At 49.3% G+C, this 23,437-nt stretch carries 21 protein-coding genes and 3 pseudogenes; 3 read left to right on the forward strand and 21 right to left on the reverse strand.

Annotation, left to right across the window (positions count from 1 at the left end):
- Positions 1-118: 118 nt before the first annotated feature.
- The 4 genes and pseudogenes from DW965_RS16220 to yfcC all read right to left on the reverse strand — a co-directional run.
- Positions 119-433, reverse strand: a pseudogene (locus DW965_RS16220) (hypothetical protein); the annotation flags it as partial.
- A gap of 90 nt (positions 434-523) precedes the next feature.
- Positions 524-1,423 carry an endonuclease NucS domain-containing protein gene (locus tag DW965_RS16225; RefSeq protein ID WP_119198610.1) on the reverse strand — a complete coding sequence of 300 codons (900 nt, stop codon included), beginning with the start codon at positions 1,421-1,423 and terminating at the stop codon, positions 524-526.
- A 153-nt stretch (positions 1,424-1,576) separates the two neighbouring features.
- A complete protein-coding gene (iadA, locus tag DW965_RS16230; protein ID WP_119198611.1) occupies positions 1,577-2,725 on the reverse strand; it encodes a beta-aspartyl-peptidase in 1,149 nt (382 codons plus the stop codon).
- Positions 2,726-2,740: 15 nt separating this feature from the next.
- Positions 2,741-4,261, reverse strand: a complete 1,521-nt coding sequence (yfcC, locus tag DW965_RS16235; protein WP_022462924.1) for a putative basic amino acid antiporter YfcC — start codon at positions 4,259-4,261, stop codon at positions 2,741-2,743.
- A gap of 240 nt (positions 4,262-4,501) precedes the next feature.
- Between yfcC and DW965_RS22685 the strand changes: the two are divergent.
- Positions 4,502-5,157 (forward strand): annotated as a pseudogene (locus DW965_RS22685) (SulP family inorganic anion transporter); the annotation flags it as partial.
- Between the two features lie 108 nt (positions 5,158-5,265).
- Here DW965_RS22685 and DW965_RS16245 read toward each other — a convergent pair.
- From DW965_RS16245 to DW965_RS16265, 5 genes and pseudogenes are all read right to left on the reverse strand, one after another.
- Positions 5,266-6,623: pseudogene (locus DW965_RS16245) on the reverse strand (MFS transporter).
- Positions 6,624-6,820: 197 nt separating this feature from the next.
- On the reverse strand, positions 6,821-8,113 hold the full coding sequence (locus DW965_RS16250) for a DNA polymerase Y family protein (RefSeq protein WP_117760899.1): 1,293 nt from the start codon (positions 8,111-8,113) through the stop codon (positions 6,821-6,823).
- A 32-nt stretch (positions 8,114-8,145) separates the two neighbouring features.
- Positions 8,146-8,445, reverse strand: coding sequence for a DUF1294 domain-containing protein (locus tag DW965_RS16255; RefSeq protein WP_055228600.1), 300 nt, complete (start codon positions 8,443-8,445; stop codon positions 8,146-8,148).
- Positions 8,446-8,521: 76 nt separating this feature from the next.
- Positions 8,522-8,974, reverse strand: a complete 453-nt coding sequence (locus DW965_RS16260) for a GtrA family protein (RefSeq protein WP_117509180.1) — start codon at positions 8,972-8,974, stop codon at positions 8,522-8,524.
- Between the two features lie 154 nt (positions 8,975-9,128).
- On the reverse strand, positions 9,129-9,533 hold the full coding sequence (locus DW965_RS16265) for an ATP-binding cassette domain-containing protein (RefSeq protein ID WP_117760897.1): 405 nt from the start codon (positions 9,531-9,533) through the stop codon (positions 9,129-9,131).
- A 554-nt stretch (positions 9,534-10,087) separates the two neighbouring features.
- On the opposite strand from DW965_RS16265, the gene DW965_RS16280 reads away from it, so the two are divergent.
- Positions 10,088-11,458, forward strand: coding sequence for an MATE family efflux transporter (locus tag DW965_RS16280; protein ID WP_119198612.1), 1,371 nt, complete (start codon positions 10,088-10,090; stop codon positions 11,456-11,458).
- Between the two features lie 81 nt (positions 11,459-11,539).
- On the opposite strand, the gene DW965_RS16285 is transcribed toward DW965_RS16280, so the two are convergent.
- Both DW965_RS16285 and DW965_RS16290 read right to left on the reverse strand, forming a co-directional pair.
- On the reverse strand, positions 11,540-12,337 hold the full coding sequence (locus tag DW965_RS16285) for a DUF3169 family protein (RefSeq protein ID WP_158582885.1): 798 nt from the start codon (positions 12,335-12,337) through the stop codon (positions 11,540-11,542).
- Complete coding sequence (locus DW965_RS16290) at positions 12,327-12,536, reverse strand: helix-turn-helix transcriptional regulator (RefSeq protein ID WP_055228608.1); 210 nt, start codon at positions 12,534-12,536, stop codon at positions 12,327-12,329. Before DW965_RS16290 ends, DW965_RS16285 begins: the two co-directional genes overlap by 11 nt.
- Positions 12,537-12,794: 258 nt before the next feature.
- On the opposite strand from DW965_RS16290, the gene DW965_RS16295 reads away from it, so the two are divergent.
- On the forward strand, positions 12,795-13,760 hold the full coding sequence (locus tag DW965_RS16295; RefSeq protein ID WP_117814396.1) for an NYN domain-containing protein: 966 nt from the start codon (positions 12,795-12,797) through the stop codon (positions 13,758-13,760).
- 139 nt (positions 13,761-13,899) lie between these two features.
- Here DW965_RS16295 and DW965_RS16300 read toward each other — a convergent pair whose 3' ends face one another.
- From DW965_RS16300 to DW965_RS20165, 10 genes are all read right to left on the reverse strand, one after another.
- On the reverse strand, positions 13,900-14,334 hold the full coding sequence (locus tag DW965_RS16300; RefSeq protein WP_022462938.1) for a dUTP diphosphatase: 435 nt from the start codon (positions 14,332-14,334) through the stop codon (positions 13,900-13,902).
- Positions 14,335-14,361: 27 nt separating this feature from the next.
- A complete protein-coding gene (nrdG, locus tag DW965_RS16305) occupies positions 14,362-14,856 on the reverse strand; it encodes an anaerobic ribonucleoside-triphosphate reductase activating protein (RefSeq protein WP_119198614.1) in 495 nt (164 codons plus the stop codon).
- A 100-nt stretch (positions 14,857-14,956) separates the two neighbouring features.
- Positions 14,957-17,053 carry a polyribonucleotide nucleotidyltransferase gene (locus DW965_RS16310; RefSeq protein WP_118719153.1) on the reverse strand — a complete coding sequence of 699 codons (2,097 nt, stop codon included), beginning with the start codon at positions 17,051-17,053 and terminating at the stop codon, positions 14,957-14,959.
- A 251-nt stretch (positions 17,054-17,304) separates the two neighbouring features.
- Entirely contained in the window at positions 17,305-17,571 is a 267-nt protein-coding gene (rpsO, locus tag DW965_RS16315) for a 30S ribosomal protein S15 (RefSeq protein ID WP_022462935.1), read from the reverse strand.
- Positions 17,572-17,857: 286 nt separating this feature from the next.
- Positions 17,858-18,793 (reverse strand): bifunctional riboflavin kinase/FAD synthetase, encoded by a 936-nt coding sequence (locus tag DW965_RS16320; RefSeq protein ID WP_022462934.1) that lies wholly within the window; start codon positions 18,791-18,793, stop codon positions 17,858-17,860.
- Complete coding sequence (gene truB, locus DW965_RS16325) at positions 18,790-19,716, reverse strand: tRNA pseudouridine(55) synthase TruB (RefSeq protein ID WP_022462933.1); 927 nt, start codon at positions 19,714-19,716, stop codon at positions 18,790-18,792. Before truB ends, DW965_RS16320 begins: the two co-directional genes overlap by 4 nt.
- A 72-nt stretch (positions 19,717-19,788) precedes the next feature.
- Positions 19,789-20,772 (reverse strand): DHH family phosphoesterase, encoded by a 984-nt coding sequence (locus tag DW965_RS16330; RefSeq protein ID WP_022462932.1) that lies wholly within the window; start codon positions 20,770-20,772, stop codon positions 19,789-19,791.
- The gene (gene rbfA, locus DW965_RS16335; protein WP_022462931.1) at positions 20,759-21,145 is read right to left on the reverse strand and encodes a 30S ribosome-binding factor RbfA; all 387 of its coding nucleotides are present in this window, start codon (positions 21,143-21,145) and stop codon (positions 20,759-20,761) included. Before rbfA ends, DW965_RS16330 begins: the two co-directional genes overlap by 14 nt.
- A 15-nt stretch (positions 21,146-21,160) precedes the next feature.
- Complete coding sequence (infB, locus tag DW965_RS16340) at positions 21,161-23,119, reverse strand: translation initiation factor IF-2 (RefSeq protein ID WP_305764539.1); 1,959 nt, start codon at positions 23,117-23,119, stop codon at positions 21,161-21,163.
- Positions 23,116-23,437, reverse strand: a 322-nt coding sequence (locus DW965_RS20165; protein WP_243036663.1) for a hypothetical protein, incomplete at its 5' end; no start/stop codon positions are given. The genes DW965_RS20165 and infB, both read right to left, overlap by 4 nt.

Below are 23,437 nucleotides of genomic sequence, written 5' to 3' on the forward strand. Positions count from 1 at the left end.
GGCTTGCGACACCATTCTCATTCTATCACAGGAGGCTTTATTTTGTTATCCTCACCACTTCCGACTACTCTATTCTCCCCAGCATAGCTGGGGGATTAGACTTTTCATTCAATTCATTCAGTTTTGCCAACGCTCTTGGCTCACTAAAATCTAAGTAGTTCGTTGTAAGAATTTGCCCCGGGATTCTCTTTCGCTCGAGTTCTTTTAACGTCTGCAGGAGGGGCGTAATTCCTCCCATTGTGATAAATGCCACACTAATCTGGAATTGTTCACAGCGAAGTAGCTCTTCTTCAATAGAAGAAATAACTTTTTTACCCTCTTCTGGATTGTTTGATATAAAACTCGGTTTATATTCCAGATTTGAAGCAAGATTTCCATTGATATAGGCTGCTTCCAACCCTTGATTTATGTTTTGTATTATTTCTTCTTTCACCGTTTCATCCTCTCTGTTCTAACTTTAAATTGTAACGTATTTGACTTTACAATTCAAATTTTTTCATCATTTTCCAGTTTTTACCATGCTTTATAACGTCTCCTGATACGCCCGATCAATCAGCTTCTTTGCCTTCTGAAAGTCTTCTGCCGTCTTGATTGACACTTCCAGCTCCCCCGTTCCGTAATGTCCAATCCCGCGGGTATCTCTTGTGAATCCTTCTTCCAGTTCAACAGTGTCCGGGTCGAGTTTCATTCGGAGCAGGATCTGTTTGTTATAAATTTCAATGCAGAAAATGTTCTGCACTTTCTTATAGGCCAAATACAGCTTCAATTGGTTTGGAACAAGATCGTCTCCTAGCGATTCGATGTAGTCACAAAGCGCCGTATATAATGTTTTGAAATGGCTGCTTGCTGATGACAGCTTCTCTAAATGTGTTTTCTGTGTGTATGTACTACTTGTTGTTGAAATGGTTGATGTTTCCGTTACTGGCTTTGCCACCGGTGTGTTCAGATGTTCAAACAGCAACAGATCTTCCCCATATTTCCGATATTTCACCAACTTGATATTCCTCTGCATCTGATTCACTGCATGTACATCATACCGTGTGAAATCATTTGCAATGCAGATAACGCAAGGCACGGACCAGTCGATCTGGTTGGCGACTTCCATTCCAAATTTTTCTATCACAAGCAGTTTAAAATCCGCTTTGTGATCCAGAAGCCAGTCCAAATAGAATAATCCCTGATTGATTACATTTTCACTGGTGCTTCTCTTATATTCAAAAATCACCGGACTGTTGTTTTCGTCAATTCCGATGCTGTCCATTCTTCCGGATGTGATCATATATTCACTTTTCAGAAAACGAACGCCGAAAAATGTCTCCATGTTCTGCTCTATCGTTGTTTGCAGTTGTTTCTCCAATACTACCGTGGAAGAGGTGCGCTCTTTCACAACCGTTCCGACCTCAAAAAGTTTTATTTCCGACACTGCAGTTTCTCCTTCCCTGTCGCAAGATATATGTTCATTATATCGTACCTTCTTACAAAATACTATTGTAAAACATTCTTTCCGCAGGCATTCCCATCAAAAAAAGGCCGCAGCTCCGCAAAGCTGTGACCTTTTCCCAATATTACCAATATGCTATTTCCGATACACCGTCTTCCCCCGTGCAACGACTTCCTGAATCTCCAGTCCCTGATCCAGTACGCAAAGATCCGCATCATATCCTTCCCGGATCTTCCCTTTTCCTTTCAGTGACAGGATCTCTGCCGGGTTTGCCGTAATCGTTGAAATTGCGGTTTCCAGCGGAATTCCCGCTTTCTCCACGCATTCTTTTACTTCTTTCAGCAAACAGCTCGACTGGCCCATGCCCATCCGCAGGAATTCTCCCTTCTCATTAAAGATCGGCAGACTGCCCTGGCCGTCGGATGAGATGGTGATGTGTTTCGGGTTGACGCCTGCATCCAGCATGCGGCGGATTCCTTTGCACACGCGTACTTCATCGCAGACGGTTTCCCAGTAATCAATCTCTTCATTTCCGGTGAAATCGACTGCGCCGCCCTTTACGGCGTATTCAATTGCCTTCTGGAACAGCTTCTCGTTCCGGTTGACATGGGTCGGCAGGAACTGGCTGGCCGGGATTTCGGTTTCGCTGATGACGCGTTCGATCAGCTCCATACATCTTGCACCGTTGCCAAGGTGGACATTGATCACTCCCGCTTTCCCGGAAAGAACGCCGCCGAGGCGCGTGTCTGCTGCCAGTCGGGCGAATTCTTCGAAGGTCGGCTGTGAGGATCGGTGGTCCGAGATGGCGATTTCGCCGGTTCCGATGATTTCTTCGATCATCATGATATCTTTTGTAATTCCATCCGTCAGTGTGCGCACCGGAACCTGGTAGCTGCCGGTGTAGCACCAGGCGGACATGCCCTGCTCCCGGAGACCTTTTGTTTTTGCCACGAGCGCGCACATGTCACGGCCAATGCCGTCAGTTCCGAGGCAGCCGACAACGGTTGTCACGCCGAATTTGTTCAGGCCTTCCATTGTTGCCTCCGGGGTGCGGTTGGCAAAGCCGCCCTCACCGCCTCCGCCGAGCACGTGAACATGGCAGTCGACAAAGCCAGGTGTCAGGACAAGTCCGGTTCCGTCTACGGTCTCCGCGCCAAAGAGCAGGCCGTCTGCCGTTATCGTGCCGGCATCTGCGATCTTGACAATTTTATCATACACAGTAAGAACGTCTTTTCTTCCGAGGTATTCCGGCGCATAGACGTCTATGTTCTGAAATAATATCATTTTCTCTCACTCCTCTTAAAATCCAATGGCAACCGCAATCAGAATCGTAATGACTGCTCCAATCATCAGTATCCCTAAGAATTTCCACATGAATTTGATCCAGTTCGACCACTCGATTTTTGCAATCGCCAGGGAGCCGATCAGGCAGCCGGAGGTCGGGACGATCAGGTTTGTGAAAGCATCACCGAGCTGGAACGCAAGGACGGATGTCTGGCGGGATACGCCGAGAAGGTCCGCGAGCGGTGCCATGATCGGCATGGTGATCGCCGCCTGGCCGGAGCCGGACACGACGAAAAAGTTGAAGACCGACTGGAACACGTACATCAGCACGGCTGCGGCTGCACCGGAAAGACCGGCCAGTGCCTGTGAGATGCCGTACATAATGGTGTTGATAACGGTCGGTGTGGTCGGATCGGAACCGCCGAGCACCTGCATGATGCCCTGTGCCATCGCAACAACGAGTGCTGCGCCGATCAGGTCTTTTGCGCCGTCTTTGAAGGAAACGGCAATGTCGTTCACTTTCATGTCATTCAGATGGAAAATGACACCGATCACACCTGCCACAATTCCCATGATGAAGAACTGGGTTGCGATTTCGGCCATGTAATAACCTTTTGCCATAACGCCCCAGATAACCCAGACAACGGTAACAGCCAGTGTCACCAGAACTAGGATATGGCCGATGCCGAAGGAATGGCCCTCGTCGATGCCTGTTTTTTCGTTCTGATCACGGAAATACTGGTCACTTTCGTAAGCAACGGAGATTTCCGGGGTCTTTTTTACTTTTGCTGCATAGAACATGGTCATGCCGCAGCCAAGAGCGGTGAACACCACCCACATCACCATACGGAAACCTGCGCCGGAGAAGACGTCAACGCCGGCGATTCCCTGTGCGATTCCGACAGAGAACGGGTTCATCCAGGAGGATCCGAAGCCGATCTGTGTTGCGACGTACGTGACAAGCACGGCAATGACCGTGTCGTATCCGACAGCGACGAACAGCGGGCAGAGGATCATGGTGAACGGAAGGGCCTCTTCTCCCATTCCGAACACGGCTCCGCCGAGGGAAAACAGGACGAAAAGGACCGGGATCAGCAGTTTTTCGGCTCCTTTTGCTTTACGGATCAGGCCGATCAGACCGGCTTCAACGGCTCCGGTGCGGATCATGATGCCGAAAGCACCGCCGACTACCATCAGAAATGCGATGATTTCGATAGCGGAGCTGCTGATAATTCCGTTATACATGTAATTGAAAAATCCGGTTCCGCCGTCGCCGCTGAACAGTGCAACGCCTTCTGTGACCGGTTTTCCGGCAGCATCGGTCAGATACTGGAAGCTTCCGTCTTTGATGACGGTACGGGTCTTTTCTACCCCGTTCATCAGGTACGTGACATCCTCCGTCTCGTAATAGCCTTTCGGGACGAGGAAGGTCATGACGGCCGCGATAACCACCACAAAAAAGATGATAATGTAGGTATCCGGCACGTTAAATCCCCTGTTGAATGATTTCAGGCCTTCGCCTTTCTTTTTGCTCATATTTTGAGATTTCCTCCATTTGATATTCTATTCTCGTTTTTAACGCGCTTGGATTAGTGTACCATAGATCATAGAGGAAAGTCACTGAAAAAATCAAAAAAGTGACAGAAAAATTTTCCATTCGGATTTTTCTGCCGGCTGTGTGCAATGTCATGCATAACATGATTGTATAGAAAGGTAAACAATTCCTTTTAAGGTTTCCTGCTTCCCGTCTCTTATGCTATACTTGAAAGGTTCTTGCTTCCGGCGCTTCATCTGCCGGTTTTTGACATGAAACTGATTCAGTCGGCGATTCCAAATGCGTTTACGATCGCGGTGCTTGCGGCGATTGAGTCGCTTCTCTCCTGTGTTGTTGCGGACGGCATGATCAACAGCAAGCATCGTTCGGATACAGAGCTGATTGCACAGGGTGCCGGAAATATTGCTTCTGCGCTTTTCGGCGGTATTCCGGCTACGGGAGTGATTGCCAGAACGGCGGCAAATATCAAAAACGGCGGACGCACGCCGACAGCTGGGTCTATGTGGACGATGATTCCCCGGCGGTGGATGAACATCTGCAGAAGCTGCCGCTGGAAGTCCGTGTATACGAGATCACAGGACCGCTCTTCTTTGGCGCGGCGGATGCGATTGAGCACATCGTGGTAAAGGATTTCACAAAATGTCTCGTTCTCCGGATGCGGAGCGTACCGGCGATCGACAGTACAGCCATGAATGCACTACAGAATCTGACGAAGCTCTGCGAATCGAAAGGGATCACCCTCGTCTTCTCTCATGTGAATGAGCAGCCGATGAAGGTGATGAAAAAATCCGGCTTTGTGGATCTTGTCGGGGAAGAAAATTTCTGTTCGAATATTTCGGATGCGTTAAAGCATGCGGAGGAGCTGATTTCGAGATAATGTGAAACTGCAGCTGCCGCAGCATCTGGTCTGTATCACCTGTGATCCTTTCTCCTTTATGCCGAATAGCTTCTACACATAAAAAAGGCCGCCGTGCTGAGTACTGACCTATGCTTTTCCGTTGATCACGCAGTTAATCTTTTTCTCATCGTAAAACATCAGTATCAGTCCGCCTGCGCCGCAGAATACAGCTGCACCGAATGCGGCAATCCGGTAGCCGGTTCCAGTTCCCGCTCCGATGGTGGAGACTGCGGTAAAAATCAGCATGGAAAGGCTCTGGCCCAGCTTGAAAGCGAAGGTCCGGGCTGCGTAGAACATTCCCTCTCGGCTGCTTCCTGAGGTAACTGCATCGCTCTGTGCGATATCCGCGACAACTGCCTGCGGCAGAATACCGAAAATCGCCATGGGAAGTGCTGCCACGACTGTCAGAATCAGACCCTGTACGGTTTCCGGGATGAATGGGATGTTTCCCATAAAACCTGTGTAAAAATATGCAAGGCTGAAAACAGCAAATGCAAACAGAATCATCTTTTTCTTGCCCAGTTTCGGTGTCAGCTTGTTGACCGGAACGTAAAAGACAAGCGACAGTGCGGTCATTCCCACAAAATACAGTGTTGTCATTGTCTCCGGGAGTTTCAGCAGACTGGTAACGAAAAACGGAAGGCCCGTCTGGAACATGGTGAGGGCGATCCAGTAAAAGATATCAGATCCTACAAATTTCCGGAATTCTCCATTCCGAAAGGTTGCTGTAAGGGAACGAAAAGCCGAATCCTTCGAGGGAACGGTATCTACGTAATCTTTTTCCCGGATGCAGAATACCGGCACAAGCATGCATACGAATGCTGCCGCTGCCATGGCTGTGAAAGTGATCCTGATTGCATTTACTCTTCCGAAGGAAGGAATCAGCGTACCCCAGATCGCCGGTGCCAGATAGGCCACAGCGGTTCCTGCAATAAAGGTGAAAGAAATGATGGTGGATATATTCAGGCGTTCCTGCTGTGTATGGCCCAGTTCCGGAATCAGGCATTGTACGGAGTACAGTATGCCGTGATCGAAAGGTAATATGCCAGAATCATACCAAACAAGAATGCCGCATTGATCCAGCTGTTTTCATTCACCGGTGACCAGAACACCAGCACGGTGGAAAGTGCCAGCGGCAGGGACGCGCCTTTTAAGAACGGGATCCGCCGTCCGTTTTTTGAAGTGCACCGATCTGACCAGGACGCAATCATCGGATCAGTGAATGCATCAAAAATTCTTCCGAAGGCTGTGATCCCTCCAATGATGGTAAAAACCCCGAAAATCACCAGACCCTGCGGTATGAATACCGTCTGTCCCTGGCTGATTGCGGTTTCATCCGGCTGATAAAAGTACACCAGCCAGTTCGATATGATACCAGACAGCAGCGCCCATCCAAACTGGCCTGCTGCGAACTGCCATATCTTTACCGTTGTTAATTTTTTCATTTTGCTTCCCCCTGTTTTGTCTTCTCCTGTTTTTATACCGTCCAAATTTTTACATTTTTTCCAGAAAAGGCGATTCCAAGTTTGATGACTTCCGTAACCCCTTCCTGCAGCAATCTCCCGGTTGGGGATAGATACCTCGCACAGATGATTATCAGCTTTCCAAGGTTCGCAGAATTTCTTCCACTCACCAGGGGAAATCAACTATGCTGATTTCTCAGCTCGCAGCTTTCCGCATCATTTTTCATCTCTGCCTTCGCTTTTCTCGCAATCCCCTGTGTGCCGTTCAGGATGCTCGCGCGGGTGACTTTGTCGTTGCCGTATTTCTGGCGGATCGCGTCGAGGGCGGCATCGAGTTTACGGCTTTTCTCCTTCTTTTCGGGATCTTCGAAGAGGGAGAGCTGTTCGAAATCGTCTTCGGTAAGACCGGTCACGGCGACGCCGATCAGGCGGAGGGGCTCGCCTTTCCAGGATTCGCGGAAGAGCTGTTTGGCGCAGCGGTAGATTTCATCTGTCACATCTGTCGCATTGGGGAGTTTGGTCTGGTGTGAACGGTTTCGAAACTCGAGAGTGCGAAACGTTACGGAAACGGAGGTGCATTTTTTCTTTTTCCGACGCATGCGGGCGGCTACGATGTCGCACTGGGCGAGAAGGATCGGATTCACCTGTTCGATGGAGATGATGTCCTCGTTGAAGGTCGTCTCGGCGCTGAAGCCTTTGGCCTCATCGGGCTGCGCTTTTACAGGGGAATCATCGATGCCGCGGGCGTACTGGTAGAGCTGATGGCCGTTTTTCTTGCCGATCAGCGTCTGGATATCCGCTTCGCGCGCATGCGCCAAGTCTCCGATTGTGCGGATTCCGGCCTCGATCAGTTTCTTTTCGGATGCTTTTCCGAGGAACAACAGCTCGCGTACCGGAAGCGGCCACATTTTTTCGGGGATTTCTTCTGGGAACAGAGTGTGTACTTTGTTTGGTTTTTCGAAATCAGATGCCATTTTGGCCAGGAGTTTATTTGTGGAGATTCCAATATTGACGGTAAATCCAAGCTCCTCGTAAATCCGGTCCTTGATTTCGTGCGCCGCCGCAATCGGGTCCGGATACAGAAGGGAAGTTCCCGTCATATCGAGGAATACCTCATCGATCGAAAAGGATTCCATGACCGGGGTGTAGGCGGCGCAGATTTTCTTGAAGGCACGGGAACACCTGACGTAGAGGTCGAAATCACTCGGGACAATGACCATGTTCGGACATTTCCGCAGTGCCATTGCCACAGGTTCACCGGTCTGGACACCGCATTTTTTCGCCGGGATCGACTTTGCCACAACGATTCCTGTCCGCTTCGTCGGATCGCCGCCGATACAGGCAGGAATGTCCCGCAGATCCGGCAGTCCCTCTTTGATCCGCCGCACCGACTCCCAGGATAAAAAGGCGCTGTTGACATCTACGTGAAAAATCAGGCGTTCTGTTGTCGCCTTCGTTTGTTCTTCTCTCATTTTTTTAACCCTCTTTCAAATTCTGCTGCTCTCTATGCAAAAAACAGCAGACCTGCTTTTGCCAGAAAGAAAAGAAGAAGGATCTGCGCCGCCAGCATCAGCGGGACTCCAATCGTGAATTTCTTTTTTCTTGTCTTGTGATGAAACAGGTGCATGCCCAGCAAGGCTCCCACCGAGCCGCCGGCTGCCGCAAGTCCAAGCAAGGTGGAAACGCGGATTCTCCATTTTCCCCGCACCGCACTTCGTTTGTCGATTCCATAGACTGCTATGGTAATGATATTAATACAAATCAGGTAACTCCACAATACTGTCTGTAAGATCGAATGTTCCATTTTTTACGCACCAGCCTTTCTTTTTTCAAAAAAGGCAGCGTTTTTCTGCGCTGCCTTTTTCAAACTCTTTTCAAAATTACTTTTTCTCCAGAAATATTTTTCTGGTCACAAAATTGTATACCATAACAATCGCCGTCGCGAATACTTTCGCGATTGTGTAGATCAGGTTATGGCCTATGTTCTGCTGCAGTGCAACATTACCGCCGTAGATCGGGCCTACGACGATCCAGATCAGGAAACTGTTGAGCAGCATGCCGATCAGGGAAAGGACGACAAAGGTGATGAACTCGACTTTTTTGTTCATTTCTTCTTTCCGCTCAAAGACAAATTTGAAGCTTAAAATGTAATTTGCAATGACCGATACGGTAAATCCGGCAACGGAACCGATGAGGGATGCCGCTTCAAAGTAAGAGCTGGAAGTCAGCGCCATCACAAGATTCAGGACAATAAGACCGGTCACGTAGTCGATGCCGAAGCTGATAACGCCGACGATACCGAATTTCACAATCTGTGCAAATAATTTCTTCATGTTTTTCCTCTTGTTTCTTCTATTATTTTCGAGTCAACGACTCTATGAGAATACCATATCACGGCAGTTTTTTCAAGTTTCCGTATTGTTTTTCCTCACGTCAAAAACGCCGGATTTCACATACAAACATGAAATCCGGCGTCTTTGAATTTCTCTAAATCTCCCGTTTCTCCATAAATCTTACACTGATCCCATACGAAATCAGCACAACTGCGATGCTTACCGCAAAAATTCCCGCCTGTCCAGGAACGTTTCCCGTGATGGTGCCAAGCAGCTCCGCGATCGTAAACTGCCCGTTGAAGCCCGACTCTGCCAGCGATACACCGATTTTCTGCAGGTCCTGCAGTGTGATCTCTGTGATCGGTTTTCCAAAGAGTTCGATCGTTCCGCTCTCCGCTTTTACAAGGCCGAGCATCAGGCGGATCGCCGTGCTCTTTCCTGCTCCGTTTTTTCCGATAAGTCCGGTGATTCTTCCCTCCGGAACTTCGGTCCGTTTTGAGCCCGGTGAAGAAAAAGAGGTGAAAAAGCTCGATTTTGACCAGCGGATTTCCGCATCCATCCACAACCATCATCACTGATGCGGTTTTTGTCCGTACCTTCGGAAGAATGGGCCGACCTCTTTTCGCGGGCAGGCTCATTCCGTATCTTATGATTTTCAGGAGACTTTTTATGTCCGAACTTAATTTTTATCTTCTTCAGATCAACGATGCTTTATTTCCAATCGGTGCGTATTCACACTCGCAGGGACTCGAGACGTAAATCTCTTTCTCTCACGATCAGAGCACGCAGATACCCTTCTGGATGAAATCCGGGAATTTCTTGCCTCCGATCCGGAAATTGACGGCGGCGCAACTATACGTTCCTGCGGTGATTTTGCAGTTCGTATTTTCGGTCTACGCGCGCAAAGGCTGCAGCAAATGGCGGAAAAAATAAAGTCTGCATATGAAAAATTTTTATAACTGTCTATTCAAGTCGTTCACTTTTCCCTTCGTCAAATTTCGCAGAAAAAATGTCAAAATAAGGGTATGACAACCTCTTCAGAATGTGATAAAATAACTTTCGTTTTAAGCGAAGATAAAACTTATTTTACCATCATTTCGAGGAGGTTTTCTCATGGAAAAAGACATGACAAAGGGAAGTCCGCTTCCAGTCATTCTGCAGTTTACGCTGCCGCTGATTATCGGAAACATTTTCCAGCAGCTCTACAACATGGCAGACACGATTATCGTTGGCCGATATGTCGGAGCGGATGCACTGGCTGCAGTTGGTTCTACGGGAACGATTATGTTCCTGGTGCTTGGATTTGCGCAGGGCATCACAGCAGGCTTTACGGTTCTGACGTCGCAGCGGTTCGGTGCAAAGGATACGCGCGGAGTAAAGCGAAGTGTGGCAAACGGCATTCTACTGGCTCTCCTTTTCACGGTTGTCCTGACGTTCTTCAGCATGATCTCCATGCGGCCGCTGCTGCATCTCATGAACACACCGGAAAATATTTTTCAGGACGCCTATTCCTATATTATGATTATCTGCGGTGGCCTGATCGCTACGATTTTTTACAATCTGCTTTCCTCCTATCTGCGTGCAGTAGGAAACAGCCAGACTCCGCTGATGTTCCTGATTTTTTCGGCTGTATTAAATGTTCTTCTGGATCTGCTTCTCATCATTCGTTTTAAAATGGGCGTTGCGGGAGCCGGATATGCAACCGTTTTCTCCCAGGGAATTTCTGCTGTGCTCTGTCTTTTTTATATTTATCGCTCCATGCCGGATATGTGGCCGGAAAAACACCACTGGAAGCTTCATGCGGCAGATTCCCGCCATCAGCTCTCGATGGGCATTCCGATGGCACTCCAGTTTGCCATCACCGCATCCGGTACAATGATTATGCAGGCTGCCATTAACCTGTTCGGCTCGGAGGCGGTTGCCGCTTTTACGGCGGCCTGTAAGCTGCAGAATCTGGTCACACAGGGCTTTTCCGCAATGGGACAGACGATGGCAACCTACAGCGGGCAAAATTTCGGAAAGGGCGATATTCCACGGATTAAAAAGGGAGTTCGCGCTGCACTTCTGACTTCCATCACATATTCGATCGCAGCCGCTGTTCTCGTCTTCCTTCTTCTGAAGCCATGTCTTTCCCTCTTCTTCTCGGGTGATGTCGATATGGCCGCCATGATGCCATGGGCAAAGACTTATTCCTATATGTGTGCTCTTTTTTATGTACCGCTCTGTACCATCTTTATTTTCCGAAATGCAATGCAGGGTTGCGGCTACGGCTTTCTGCCTATGATGGGCGGTGTTTCTGAACTCTTTGCGCGCCTTATTGTAGCTGTGATTGCCATGAAAGTCATCAGCTACCCGCTCGCCTGCTTCTGTGACCCGGCAGCCTGGGTGACGGCAGCTGTCTTTACCGGTGTTTCGTATCTGTTTGTCATGAAGGATATCGACAAAAAGTACGGGACAAAGACACCCACGGCTCCGATCAGCTGACATTTTTTCATACCAAACGCAAAACTGCGCGGAATGCACGATTCTGAAATGCATTCCACGCAGTTTTTTGTATTTACAGGATTACAGATTCAGTTTTGCTTTCTGCAGACTTACACAGGAACGATGATATGTGAGTGTCATCGTCAGATAAATGACGCCCACGACAATGACTGCGAGAATACCGGTATGGAACACCAGATGCAGGATCATCGTCGCACACAGCAGGATCTGAATCATCTTGCCCAGCGCCATATAGGCCTTATAGGCACTCTGATATACCATCTCTTTTTCTGCCTCATCGCAACTTGCCATCCAGTCTTTCTGGAAGTTTTTTGAGTTCATATCGCCTCTCTTCTCCGGGTGAGCTGCCTGAACCATTTTTACATAACGCATCTGATAATAGCCATAGAGAAAGAAGTTGATACAAAACATAGCACAGGTTGCCAGGAATCCGGCGAGCTCTTTTCCCGATGCTTCTTCCAGCCAGGAACGGGAAAAGGTAAATGTCAGCACGATGATATCGCAGACCTGCGAAATCACATTGCAGCTCATCAGCATCGCGCCGTATTTCTCTTCTTCATAGCTTAAGACTTCGTACTGTTCATCCTCTGCTTCTTCGAGATGCTTCATCGTATCCTTTAATTTCCGGCTGTAAAATTCCATCAGGACAATGCTTACAACGAAAATTACCGCAATGATCGGCAGTGCCAGCGGGCGGACCAGATCGCTCAGATCACTCATGCCATTTTTCACTCCGAACGTCATAAAAATTCCGACAAAAAAACCGCAGACTCCGCCGATTCCCAGATAAATCAGCATCCGTTTCATCAACTTTCCGTAGGATTTGGTTTGTTCCCCTGTTTTTCTTTCATGGTTCATCCTCCTCATATTGAAAAATATCTTCTACTTTTACTTCACAGATTTTTGCAAGTTTTAATGCCAGTGTCACCGACGGTGAATAGTCTCCCCGCTCGATCAGGCTGATGGTCTGTCTCGATACTCCCGCCATTTTTCCAAGGTCGGTTTGGTTGATGCCAAGCTTCGAACGGTACTCTTTTAACTGATTGTACAGCGGCATCGCAGTATCCCCTTTCACTTTGTTTTTAGATGAGCTCTCTATTTGACAACTTTTCTTGTCATCTACTACTCTACTATTGACAACTTTATTTGTCAATAGTTTTGACAAGTTTTTTTGTCATTGTCAAGCGGATATTCGCAATGGAAGCAGGGGACTTACTTGATTCGGTTAAACTCCCGGTTGATTTGTAGGCCGAAATGTACTAAACTAGAGATATCTATTTTCGTAACTATTCAAGCCGCAGAAAGGACAGAATCTATGGAACAGAAAGACAGCCGGTTTGCCGTATTGATCGATGCGGACAATGTTTCCCCGAAATACATCAAATATATCCTGGACGAGGTTTCCGACCAGGGTGTTGCCACGTACAAACGGATCTACGGGGACTGGACCGATATCTCGAAAAAGAGCTGGAAAGAGCAGCTTTTGCGCTACTCGATCAATCCGATCCAGCAGTACAGCAATACGAACGGAAAAAATTCAACTGACTCCGCGATGATCATCGATGCCATGGATATCCTCTACTCCGGAAATGTGGAGGGCTTCTGCCTGGTTTCTTCGGACTCTGATTTTACCAAGCTGGCGCAGCGTCTGCGTGAATCCGGCATGTTTGTGCTCGGCATGGGCGAGCAGAAAACCCCTTCTTCCTTCCGCGTTGCGTGCGATGCCTTTAAAATTCTCGAAATCATTTCCCAGAACGAGGACGATATCTCCCCTGCGATTACCGCTGTCTCGGAAAATCCGGCGCGCTACGGCACTTCTCAGGACGAAACCCCTTCCATTACAAGCAAGGCAGAAATCGAGCGGACGGTTTCCCGTGTACTGACAGAGAACAATGATCACGGAAAAAATACGACACTTAGTGAGATCGGCAGTATCCTGCAGAAGAAATTCTCAGAGTTTGACGTTCGAAATTACGGTTATTCCAAACTTTCCACGTTTCTAGAAAGCATGAACGATATCGAAGTGCTGAAAACCGGTCATAATTACCTCGTAAAGGAACGCCAGAACACCGTATCGCGCCAGCAGATCGAAAAATGTATCACGGATCTGATCTGCTCCAACGGAGGCCATATCGACAACCTCAGCATTATTCACGATGCCCTGCGGAACCGTTTCCCGGGCTTCGATGTGAAGCAGTATGGGTATAGCAGGATTTCAAGTTTTATCAACAGTTTCAAAAAATTCAAAATCACAAACAATACGGTACAGATGAAACAATAGCATTCAAAACATAAACCAGATTCGCCGGATCCGGATCGTGTTTGATATACCATGTACATGTTTGGTGTGCCCGCAACAAAAAGCCCCCGGAAATGTCAGATTTTCTGACACCCGGAGGCTCTTTTTATTTCGTCTGTTGTTATCTTTTTCCGGTACTTCCGATTCCGCCGCGGTCCTCGCCGTTTAAGTGGTCAACTTCTTCAAAGCCGATGGTCGGCTGGTGTTTCTCGATGCGGAACTGGCAGATGCGGTCATTCACATGAATCACGGTGTCACGCAGGGCATACGCCGGCATGTAGAACCAGTCGTTCGGTCCGCAGTAGCTCTCGTCGATGATACCGCAGTGGTTCGTCTGGATAATACCGAAGTTCTTGAAGGTGCTGCTTCTCGGCACAATATGCGCCTCGTAGCCCTCCGGCAGCTGCATGGCAACGCCGAGGTGGATCAGCTTGAATTCTCCGGCCTTTAACTCTACTTCTTCTGCCGCGCGCAGGTCGATCCAGTCGGACTTCCCGTCAATATAGCGCAGGCGCTCGATTTCATCGTTTAAATACTGAATTTTAATGGTTTCCATAAAGCGTCTCCTTTTCTTTTTGCGTGACTACTTTTCTCCGAACAGTACGATCTTGCCGCATTCCTTCGTCTTTTTCACATCAATCACTCTCTGGTTCGGACTTCCCTTCCATTCCAGGGTGACATCCCTCTGGGAAAGAATGAACCGTCCGTCTACAACCACATCCGCGTAGTCCATAATCTCCAGATCACAGACCGATTCCCACTCATAGCCTGTGTAAATCCAGATATCCTTGTCCGGGTATCTCTCCTTAATTTCCTTTGCCAATGCCGTCGCATCTTCTCTGTTTGCCGCGTACAGCGGATCTCCCCCGGAGAAGGTGATGCCGGAAATGTAGTCCTTGTCCAGCTGTTCAAAAATTTCTGCCTTTGCCGCGTCATCAAACGGGATGCCGCCATTTGGATCCCAGGTAATCGGATTCTGACATCCCTTGCAGTGATGACCGCATCCGGCGACCCAGAGCACGACGCGCAGGCCGTCTCCGTTCAGCATATCGTCTTTCGTTATATTATGGTATCTCATAGCTTTCACTCCTATTGGACATAAGAAAACACAGAAAAACGAACCGTTTTGCAGATCCCTTTTTCTGTGTTCCCCGCTCTTTATCGTCTGGCAGATCTATTTATTTCGCGTCCGCCGGAACATCCTTGATACTGAAGCTTACACGGCCCATCTTATCTTTGCCCATGCAGACTACTTTTACAACATCGCCAAGGCTGACAACGTCTTCTACTTTCTCAACACGCTGTTTGGCGAGCTTGGAGATGTGTACCAGACCTTCTTTTCCAGGTGCGAACTCAAGGAAAGCACCGAAGTCTTTGATGCTGACAACTTTTCCGGTCAGGATCTGTCCCTCGGTAAAGTCGCTTGCGATGATCTCGATATATTTCTTTGCCTGATCCATCATAGCCTGCTCGGTTCCGCAGATGGAAACTGCACCGTCATCTGTGATGTCGATCTTTACGCCGGTCTCATCGATGATGGCGTTGATGGTCTTTCCTCTCTGGCCGACAACTTCACCGATCTTCTGCGGGTCGATCATCATCTGGATGATCTTCGGAGCGAACTCGCCGACCGTCTTACGCGGCTCTGCGATCGCTTTCTCCATAACCTCGGTCAGGATGTACTCTCTTGCCTGTTTCGTTCTGGCAATCGCCTCTTCTACGATCTGACGGGTCAGTCCATGGATCTTGATATCCATCTGGATTGCAGTGATTCCGTCGTGGGTACCAGCTACCTTAAAGTCCATGTCGCCGAAGAAGTCTTCGAGACCCTGGATATCGGTTAGTACCAGATAATCATCATCGGTCTCGCCTGTTACCAGACCGCAGGAGATACCTGCAACCGGTTTTTTGATCGGTACACCGGCAGCCATCAGAGACATGGTGGATGCACAGATACTTGCCTGGGAAGTAGAACCGTTGGACTCGAAGGTCTCGGATACGGTACGAATTGCGTACGGGAACTCTTCCTCGGTCGGAAGTACCGGAACCAGGGCACGTTCTGCCAGAGCACCATGGCCGATCTCACGGCGTCCCGGTCCGCGGGACGGTTTTGTCTCACCTACAGAGTAGGACGGGAAGTTGTACTGATGCATGTAACGTTTGGAGGTCTCGAACTCATCCAGTCCGTCCAGTTTCTGTGCTTCGGAAAGCGGAGCCAGAGTCGTTACATTGCAGATCTGAGTCTGTCCACGGGTGAACATAGCGGAACCATGAACACGCGGGATAATGTCAACCTCTGCTGCCAGAGGACGGATTTCTGTGATCGCACGGCCGTCCGGACGTTTGTGGTCTTTTAAGATCATCTTACGAACGGTCTTTTTCTGATACTGGTAAACAGCCTCGCCTAATACAGCCAGCCACTCTTCGTTGTCAGCAAATGCTTCCTCGAGTTTTTCAGTGATCACGCGGATGTTTTCTTCTCTTGTCTGTTTGTCATCGCTGAAAACAGCCTCTTCCATCTCTGCCGGAGGAACGATCTCTTTGATCGCTGCAAACAGCTCTTCCGGAATCGCGCAGCTCTCATAAGCGTGTTTCGGTTTTCCAACCTCTGCTACGATGCTGTCGATGAATTTGATGATTTCCTGGTTTACTTCGTGTGCTTTGTAGATGGCGTCGATCATTTTTGCTTCCGGAATCTCTTTTGCTCCGGCTTCGATCATGATGACTTTCTCTCTGGTGGAAGCTACGGTCAGTTTCAGGTCGGATACGGCTTTCTGTGCGAGAGTCGGGTTTACGATGAACTCGCCGTCGATCATGCCAATCTGGGTCATGGCACACGGGCCGTCAAACGGGATGTCGGAAATGCAGGTTGCGATTGCGGAACCCAGCATTGCAACTACTTCCGGATCGCAATCCGGATCAACAGACATTACCATGTTGTTTAAGGTAACATCGTTGCGGTAATCTTTTGGGAACAGCGGACGCATCGGACGGTCAATGACACGGCTGGTCAGAATTGCGTGCTCGCTTGCTTTTCCTTCTCTTTTGTTGAATCCGCCCGGGATTTTTCCAACGGCGTACATCTTCTCTTCGTACTCAACGCTTAATGGGAAGAAGTCGATGCCGTCACGCGGTTTCTCAGATGCGGTTGCTGTAGAAAGAACTACAGTATCGCCATAATGCATAAATGCTGCGCCGTTTGCCTGTTTTGCTACACGGCCTACGTCTACGGTCAGGGTTCTGCCTGCCAGTTCCATAGAAAAACTCTTGTACATAAATAATCTCCTTTTTTTCTTCTGAGCAGAATTTCCGAAACAACTGAAAAGCACACCGGAATACGGACAAGATGCAGCTTTCAATGTGTTTTTCAGTGGTCTCGGATAAAATTCCTGCACCTCCAGAACCTGCCACTGGCAGCTTCTTACGGATGCAATGCAGCTCAGAATGGCTCCATGTCGTTTGCGTCTTTGATCTTACAAGCAAAGAAACGGGCGGAAAATGTATCCCGCCCGTTGTTCCAAGCTGATTATTTTCTGATTCCTAACTTCTCGATTAAAGCACGGTATCTTTCAATATCAGTTTTCTTTAAGTAGTCAAGCAGACCACGTCTCTGACCAACCATTTTCAGAAGACCTCTTCTGGAGTGATGATCTTTGTGGTGAACTTTCAGATGCTCAGTGAGCTCCTCGATTCTTGCGGTAAGAACAGCTACCTGTACTTCCGGTGATCCTGTATCTCCCTCAGTTCTTGCATACTCTTTGATGATTGCCTGTTTTTTTTCTTTCGAAATCATTTTAAATTCCTCCTGTTATTTTGATTGCACCGCTGACTAAGAAGTGGTCGGAGTGTCCTGCCTCTGAATCAGGGTCCGGGGATCTTTTTTGTCCCACATACCCGATTAGTATAGCATACGCTTTTCGAATTGTAAATACTAAAATCAGATGTTTTCGCGATGAATTTTCACGTAGTTACAGTTCTCCGAACTGTAACTTTCGCAGCTCTCATTTTAAGTTTTGCTTCGCAAAAGGAGAGCTGCTCACACCTGAATCACTTTCTTACGCAGCGAAACAGCGAGTGTTTCACTGCTGAGCGAACTTTTTTTCTACATATTCTTTCCCTGCCGCAACATCATGATCGAGCTGGTTTTTCAGCGCGTCGATCGAAACAAATTTCTGCTCCGGGCGCAGGAATTTTAACAGAGAAACCTCCGCCTGTTTTCCATAGAGATCCTCGCTGCAGTCAAAAAGATTCGTCTCCACGCCGGTAAATTTTTCCTGTACCGTCGGCTTAACACCGATGTTTGTGATACCGTAATAAATTTTTCCTTCGATTTTCACCTCGGAAACGTAGACGCCGAACGGCGGAAGCAGCTTTTCTGCCGGCGGGATCTGATTGATGGTCGGCACGCCGATCGTTCTGCCGAGTGCATGACCGTGGACAATCTCGCCGTGAACCGCGTAATCGTAGCCGAGCAGACCGCTCACGGCTTCCATATTGCCCTGTTCCAGCTCTTCCCGTGCCCAGGTGCTGCTGATCTCGCGGCCGTTTTCCTCTGCTTTTTCGATGATCTCGGTTTCAAAACCAAGGGACGGGCCCATTTCTTTCAGCATTTCGGCTGTGCCGCTTCTCTTGTAGCCAAAACCGAAATCCTTTCCCACAACAACTTTTTTCGCGTGCAGCTTATCCACCAGAATCTCTTTGATAAAGGCTTCCGGCGTCATGTGCATCACTTCATCCACAAACGGGCATTCCACAAGGCAGTCCATGCCAAGCTGTTCGAGGCGGGCTCTTCTCTCCTCATTCGTCAGCAGCTGATGCGGCTTGACATGCTGCACTTTCGACTGCGGCGGCACGTCAAACGTAAACACAACCGTTTCCAGTCCTTCCGTTCTGCCGATTGCAAGGACGCGACGGATCAGAAGCATATGCCCCCGGTGGAGGCCGTCAAATTTTCCCAGGGTTACAACGCTGTCCCCTCTGCTGTCAAAATCCAGTGTTTTTGTTAGATATCTCATGTTCTCTCCAGAAATAACTTGACCGGTCTGGTTAAGTTTTGTGATGGTCTGTATTGATAAATACCGACAAACGTTCCGCCATCGAGATAAAGGCGGAACTCCTCGTCTTCTGCGAAGTCCTCGCCGGAAGCAGTTTCCCCGATTTCGCGGATCTGCGCCGGTTTCAGCGGATTTCCGTTTTCCGCAAGCTTTTTCGCATGATCGTCCGCTGTCGCAAAGCTGCGCAGCGCGGCAAACATTTCATCGACCGGCACGAGGATCTCCGAAAGGCGGCCCTCACCGACAATCGCTGCGATCTCGTCAAGCGTGTGCGCTCCGTTTCGGTCAAACTGGCCGACTCTCGTGCGGATCAGCTGCTCCATACATCCGTGGCAGCCCAGTTTTTCGCCGATATCGTGGCACAGGGTGCGGATATACGTTCCCTTCGAACACGTTACCTCCATGCGCACCAGCGGAAGCTTCACTTCCAGAATGCTGATCTCGTAAAAGTGCACCGTGCGGGCCTTCCGCTCGATCTCGATGCCTTCCCGCGCCAGCTCGTAGAGTTTCTTTCCATTAACCTTCAGCGCGGAATACATCGGCGGCACCTGCTGCTGCTCCCCGACAAACGAGGCGATGCAGTCCCGCACCTCTTCTTCCGTCACGGTCACTGGCGCTTCTGCTGTCACGGTTCCGCTCATGTCCTGCGTATCCGTTGCGATTCCAAGGTGAAGCAGCGCTTCATACGTCTTCGTTTCATCGGTCAGCATATCGCAGAGACGCGTTCCCTTTCCAAGGCAGACCGGAAGCACGCCCGTCGCATCCGGGTCTAGGGTTCCGGTGTGGCCGATTTTTTTCTGGTGCAGGATGCCGCGCAGTTTCGCAACCACGTCATGCGACGTAAATCCCGCCTCTTTCCATACGTTCAGAACTCCGTTTATCATGTTGTTTTGTCTCCCTCTTTTTCACAAGAAAACCGGGCGTGGATATATTTTCTGCGCCCGGCTGTTTCCTGTTTATGCTTCTTCCTCTGTCGTCTCTTCTTCCTCTTCTGCAAGAAGCTGTTTTTCGATATACAGAGTCAGATTGTTGATTACATCATACGGAGAACCTGACATCGTGCAGCCAGCCGCACGGATATGGCCGCCGCCGCCGAATACGGCTGCGATTTTGCTCACATCAACCAGCTCGTCGGAGCGGAGGCTTACTTTGAAGACCTGCGGCTCCAGCTCATACAGGAAGATTGCTACGTGAACGCCTTCTGTATTTTTTAACTGGATGACAATGCCGTCCATATCTCCCGGTGTCAGGCCATAGAAGTCCATGACCTTCTTCCGCACGATACCGACAATACACTGCTTGTCGAGAAGCATGATGCTCTCTGTCAACGTGCGTCCCATAATCTGGTTCTGTACGTATGTTTTCTTGAAGAATGCATCCTCGATGATTCTGGTAAACGGAACTCCCTTTTCCATCAGAGCGGCCGCAACCCGCATCGTGTGCGGAGAGGTGCTGCTGTACTGGAATACGCCGGAATCGGTCACAATACCGGTGTACAGCGCCTCGGCGCACGGCTCGGAGATCTTTTCTTCCTCCAGAAGCCCGAACAGCACCTCGCAGGCAGAGCTTGCATCCGGCTCTACGTGATTGATTTCGCAATATTCTGTATTCGTCACATGGTGATCGATGCAGATCGTCTTTCCCGCTTTTGCAAGAAGCGGTGCGGCAACGCCGATGCGCTCCTCGCTGGATACATCCAGAAGGACCACAAGGTCGTACGCTTTCTCTTCACAGCTTGTCTTTACCTCAGAAAAGCCCGGAAGATAGGAAAATTCCGGCCGTGGATCCTCAAGATAGACATCTGCCTGAATCTCCGGCCGATTGTCGCGAAGATACTGGTATAATCCCAGGCAGGAACCGATGCAGTCACCGTCCGGACGAACGTGTCCGGCGATGGCCATGCAGGAGACTCCGTTTAGAATTTCATCAATTTTCTTCATTTTCCTCATCCTTTTTGTCTTCTTTGTGTGTTACTTCATCAATCAGTTTCGACATCGTAACGCCATATTCAATCGACTCATCCAGGACAAAGGTCAGCTCCGGTGTATTGCGGAGGTTAATGGTCTTGGCCAGCATACGGCGGATGAAGCCCTCCGCGCTCTTTAAGCCGCGGATGGTTTCTTTCTTCGCCTCATCATCGCCAAACACACTGATATATACTTTACACGTCTTCAGATCCGGCGCTACCTCTGCCGCTGTGACAGAGGTCATCATTCCGATGCGCGGATCCTTGATCTCGTTCCGGATGATGTTGGAAAGCTCTTTCTGTACTTCCCCGTTGATCCTGGTGTTTTTAATACTGTTTTTTCTCAACTTAATTCCTCATTTCTATCTCGGCACTTCTACCATGATATAGGCCTCGACCTGATCGAACTCCTGAAGATCGTTGAATCCTTCAAATACAAGACCGCACTCATAGCCGGAGCGCACTTCTTTGACATCGTCTTTGAAACGTTTGAGGGATGCCAGATTTCCTTCGAAGATCTGGTTTCCTTCGCGGCTGATTCGAACTTTGCAGCCTCTCTGGAACGTTCCGTCCAGTACATAGCTTCCGGCGATCGTTCCGACACCGGATGCCTTGAAGAGCTGACGTACCTCGGCATGGCCGATAACTTTCTCTTCGTAAACCGGCTCAAGCATACCCTTCATGGCTGCCTCAACATCCTCAATTGCCTGGTAGATGACACGGTACAGACGGATGTCTACGCCGTTCTGCTCTGCCATGGATTTTGCGTTCGCATCCGGGCGTACGTTAAATCCGATAATGATGGCGGAAGATGCGGTTGCCAGCATAACGTCGGACTCGTTGATCGCACCGACACCGCCGTGGATGACGCGTACGGCAACTTCCTCGTTGGAGAGTTTGACAAGACTCTGTTTTACTGCCTCGACAGATCCCTGTACATCGGCTTTGACAACGAGTGCCAGTTCTTTTAAGTTACCCTCCTGAATCTGGTTGAACAGATCATCCAGGGACATCTTCGCTTTTGTCTCCTCAAGCAGGTTCTTCTTGTTCTCTGCCACGAAGGTTGCTGCGAAGTTCTTTGCTTCTTTATCGTTATCGGTCTGAACGAGGATCTCTCCTGCGTTCGGAACATCGGAAAGTCCGAGGATCTCAACCGGAGTAGACGGGCCTGCCTCTTTGACGCGGCGTCCCTTATCATCCATCATCGCACGGACTTTACCGGAGCATGCGCCTGCTGCGATGTAATCGCCGACATGCAGGGTACCTTTCTGTACCAGAATGGTAGCAACCGGTCCTTTTCCTTTATCCAGCTCAGCCTCGATGACAAGACCTCTTGCTTTCCGGTTCGGGTTTGCTTTCAGCTCGAGCACTTCGGAAGTCAGAAGGATCATCTCAAGCAGATCGTCGATACCTTCGTTGTTCTTTGCAGATACCGGAACGAATACGGTGCTTCCGCCCCAGTCCTCCGGAATCAGTTCGTACTCGGAGAGCTCCTGTTTTACACGCTCTACGTTTGCGCCTGGTTTATCGATCTTATTGATCGCAACGATGATCTCAACGCCGGCTGCTTTTGCATGGTTGATTGCCTCAACGGTCTGCGGCATCACACCGTCGTCTGCTGCGACAACGAGAATGGCGATATCCGTTGCATTGGCTCCACGCATACGCATAGCGGTGAATGCCTCATGTCCCGGGGTATCGAGGAACGTAATCTTCTGTTTGTTGATCGAAACGGTGTATGCACCGATGTGCTGGGTAATACCGCCAGCCTCGCGGTCGGTGACATGGGTGTTCCGGATGCAGTCCAGAAGAGATGTTTTACCGTGGTCAACGTGTCCCATAACGCAGACTACCGGCGGACGCGGAACCATGTCTTTTTCATCCTCTTCGTCCTCTTTTAAGAGCTCTTCGATCACATCGACTTTCTCTTCCGGCTCAGCGATAATGTTATAATCAAGCGCGATTTCCTGTGCTTTTTCGAAATCGATCTCATGGTTTACGGTAACCATCGTTCCTTCCATGAACAGTTTCTTTACGATGACTGCCGGCTGCATTTTCATCTTCTCAGCCAGCTCGCGGATGGTCATTTTCTCCGGCAGGGTAATCTCCTTTACCTCGTCCTTCGGTGCTTCCTGTTTCGGTTTGTTGACCGGTTTCTGGAGCGCTTTCGGGAGTCTGGACTGCTGATGATGTCCCTGGTTCGGACGGTTTCCGCCTCTTCCTCTGTCTTCACTGAATTTATTTTCTCTTAAAGAATCTTTGTTTTTGTCTTTTTCTTTTCTTCCTGTATCACGGCCTGGCTTCTTGATGCCAAGGCTCATTGTATCGCCTGCAGAGCTCTTATGCTCGGTTCTGCGGCGGTCTCCTCCCGGACGGCGGTTCTGATTCTGGGAATCATCATCCTTTCCTGCGAACGGTCTTCCGCCATTATTTCCCGGTCTGCCTCCGTTTGGACGTGCGGAACGCTCACCGAATGGTCTTCCGCTTCTCTCACCGTTTCCGCTTCTTCCGCCGTTATTGCGGTCTCCTCCCGGACGGTCTCCGCTGCGGTTCGGGCGGTCTCCATTGTTTCCGCCGAAGCGGCGTTCTCCCTGCGGACGGTCTCCGCTGCGGTTCGGGGCGGTTCTCCGTTATTGTTG

Source organism: Blautia sp. AM47-4 (assembly GCF_003479865.1).
GTDB lineage: Bacteria > Bacillota > Clostridia > Lachnospirales > Lachnospiraceae > Fusicatenibacter > Fusicatenibacter saccharivorans.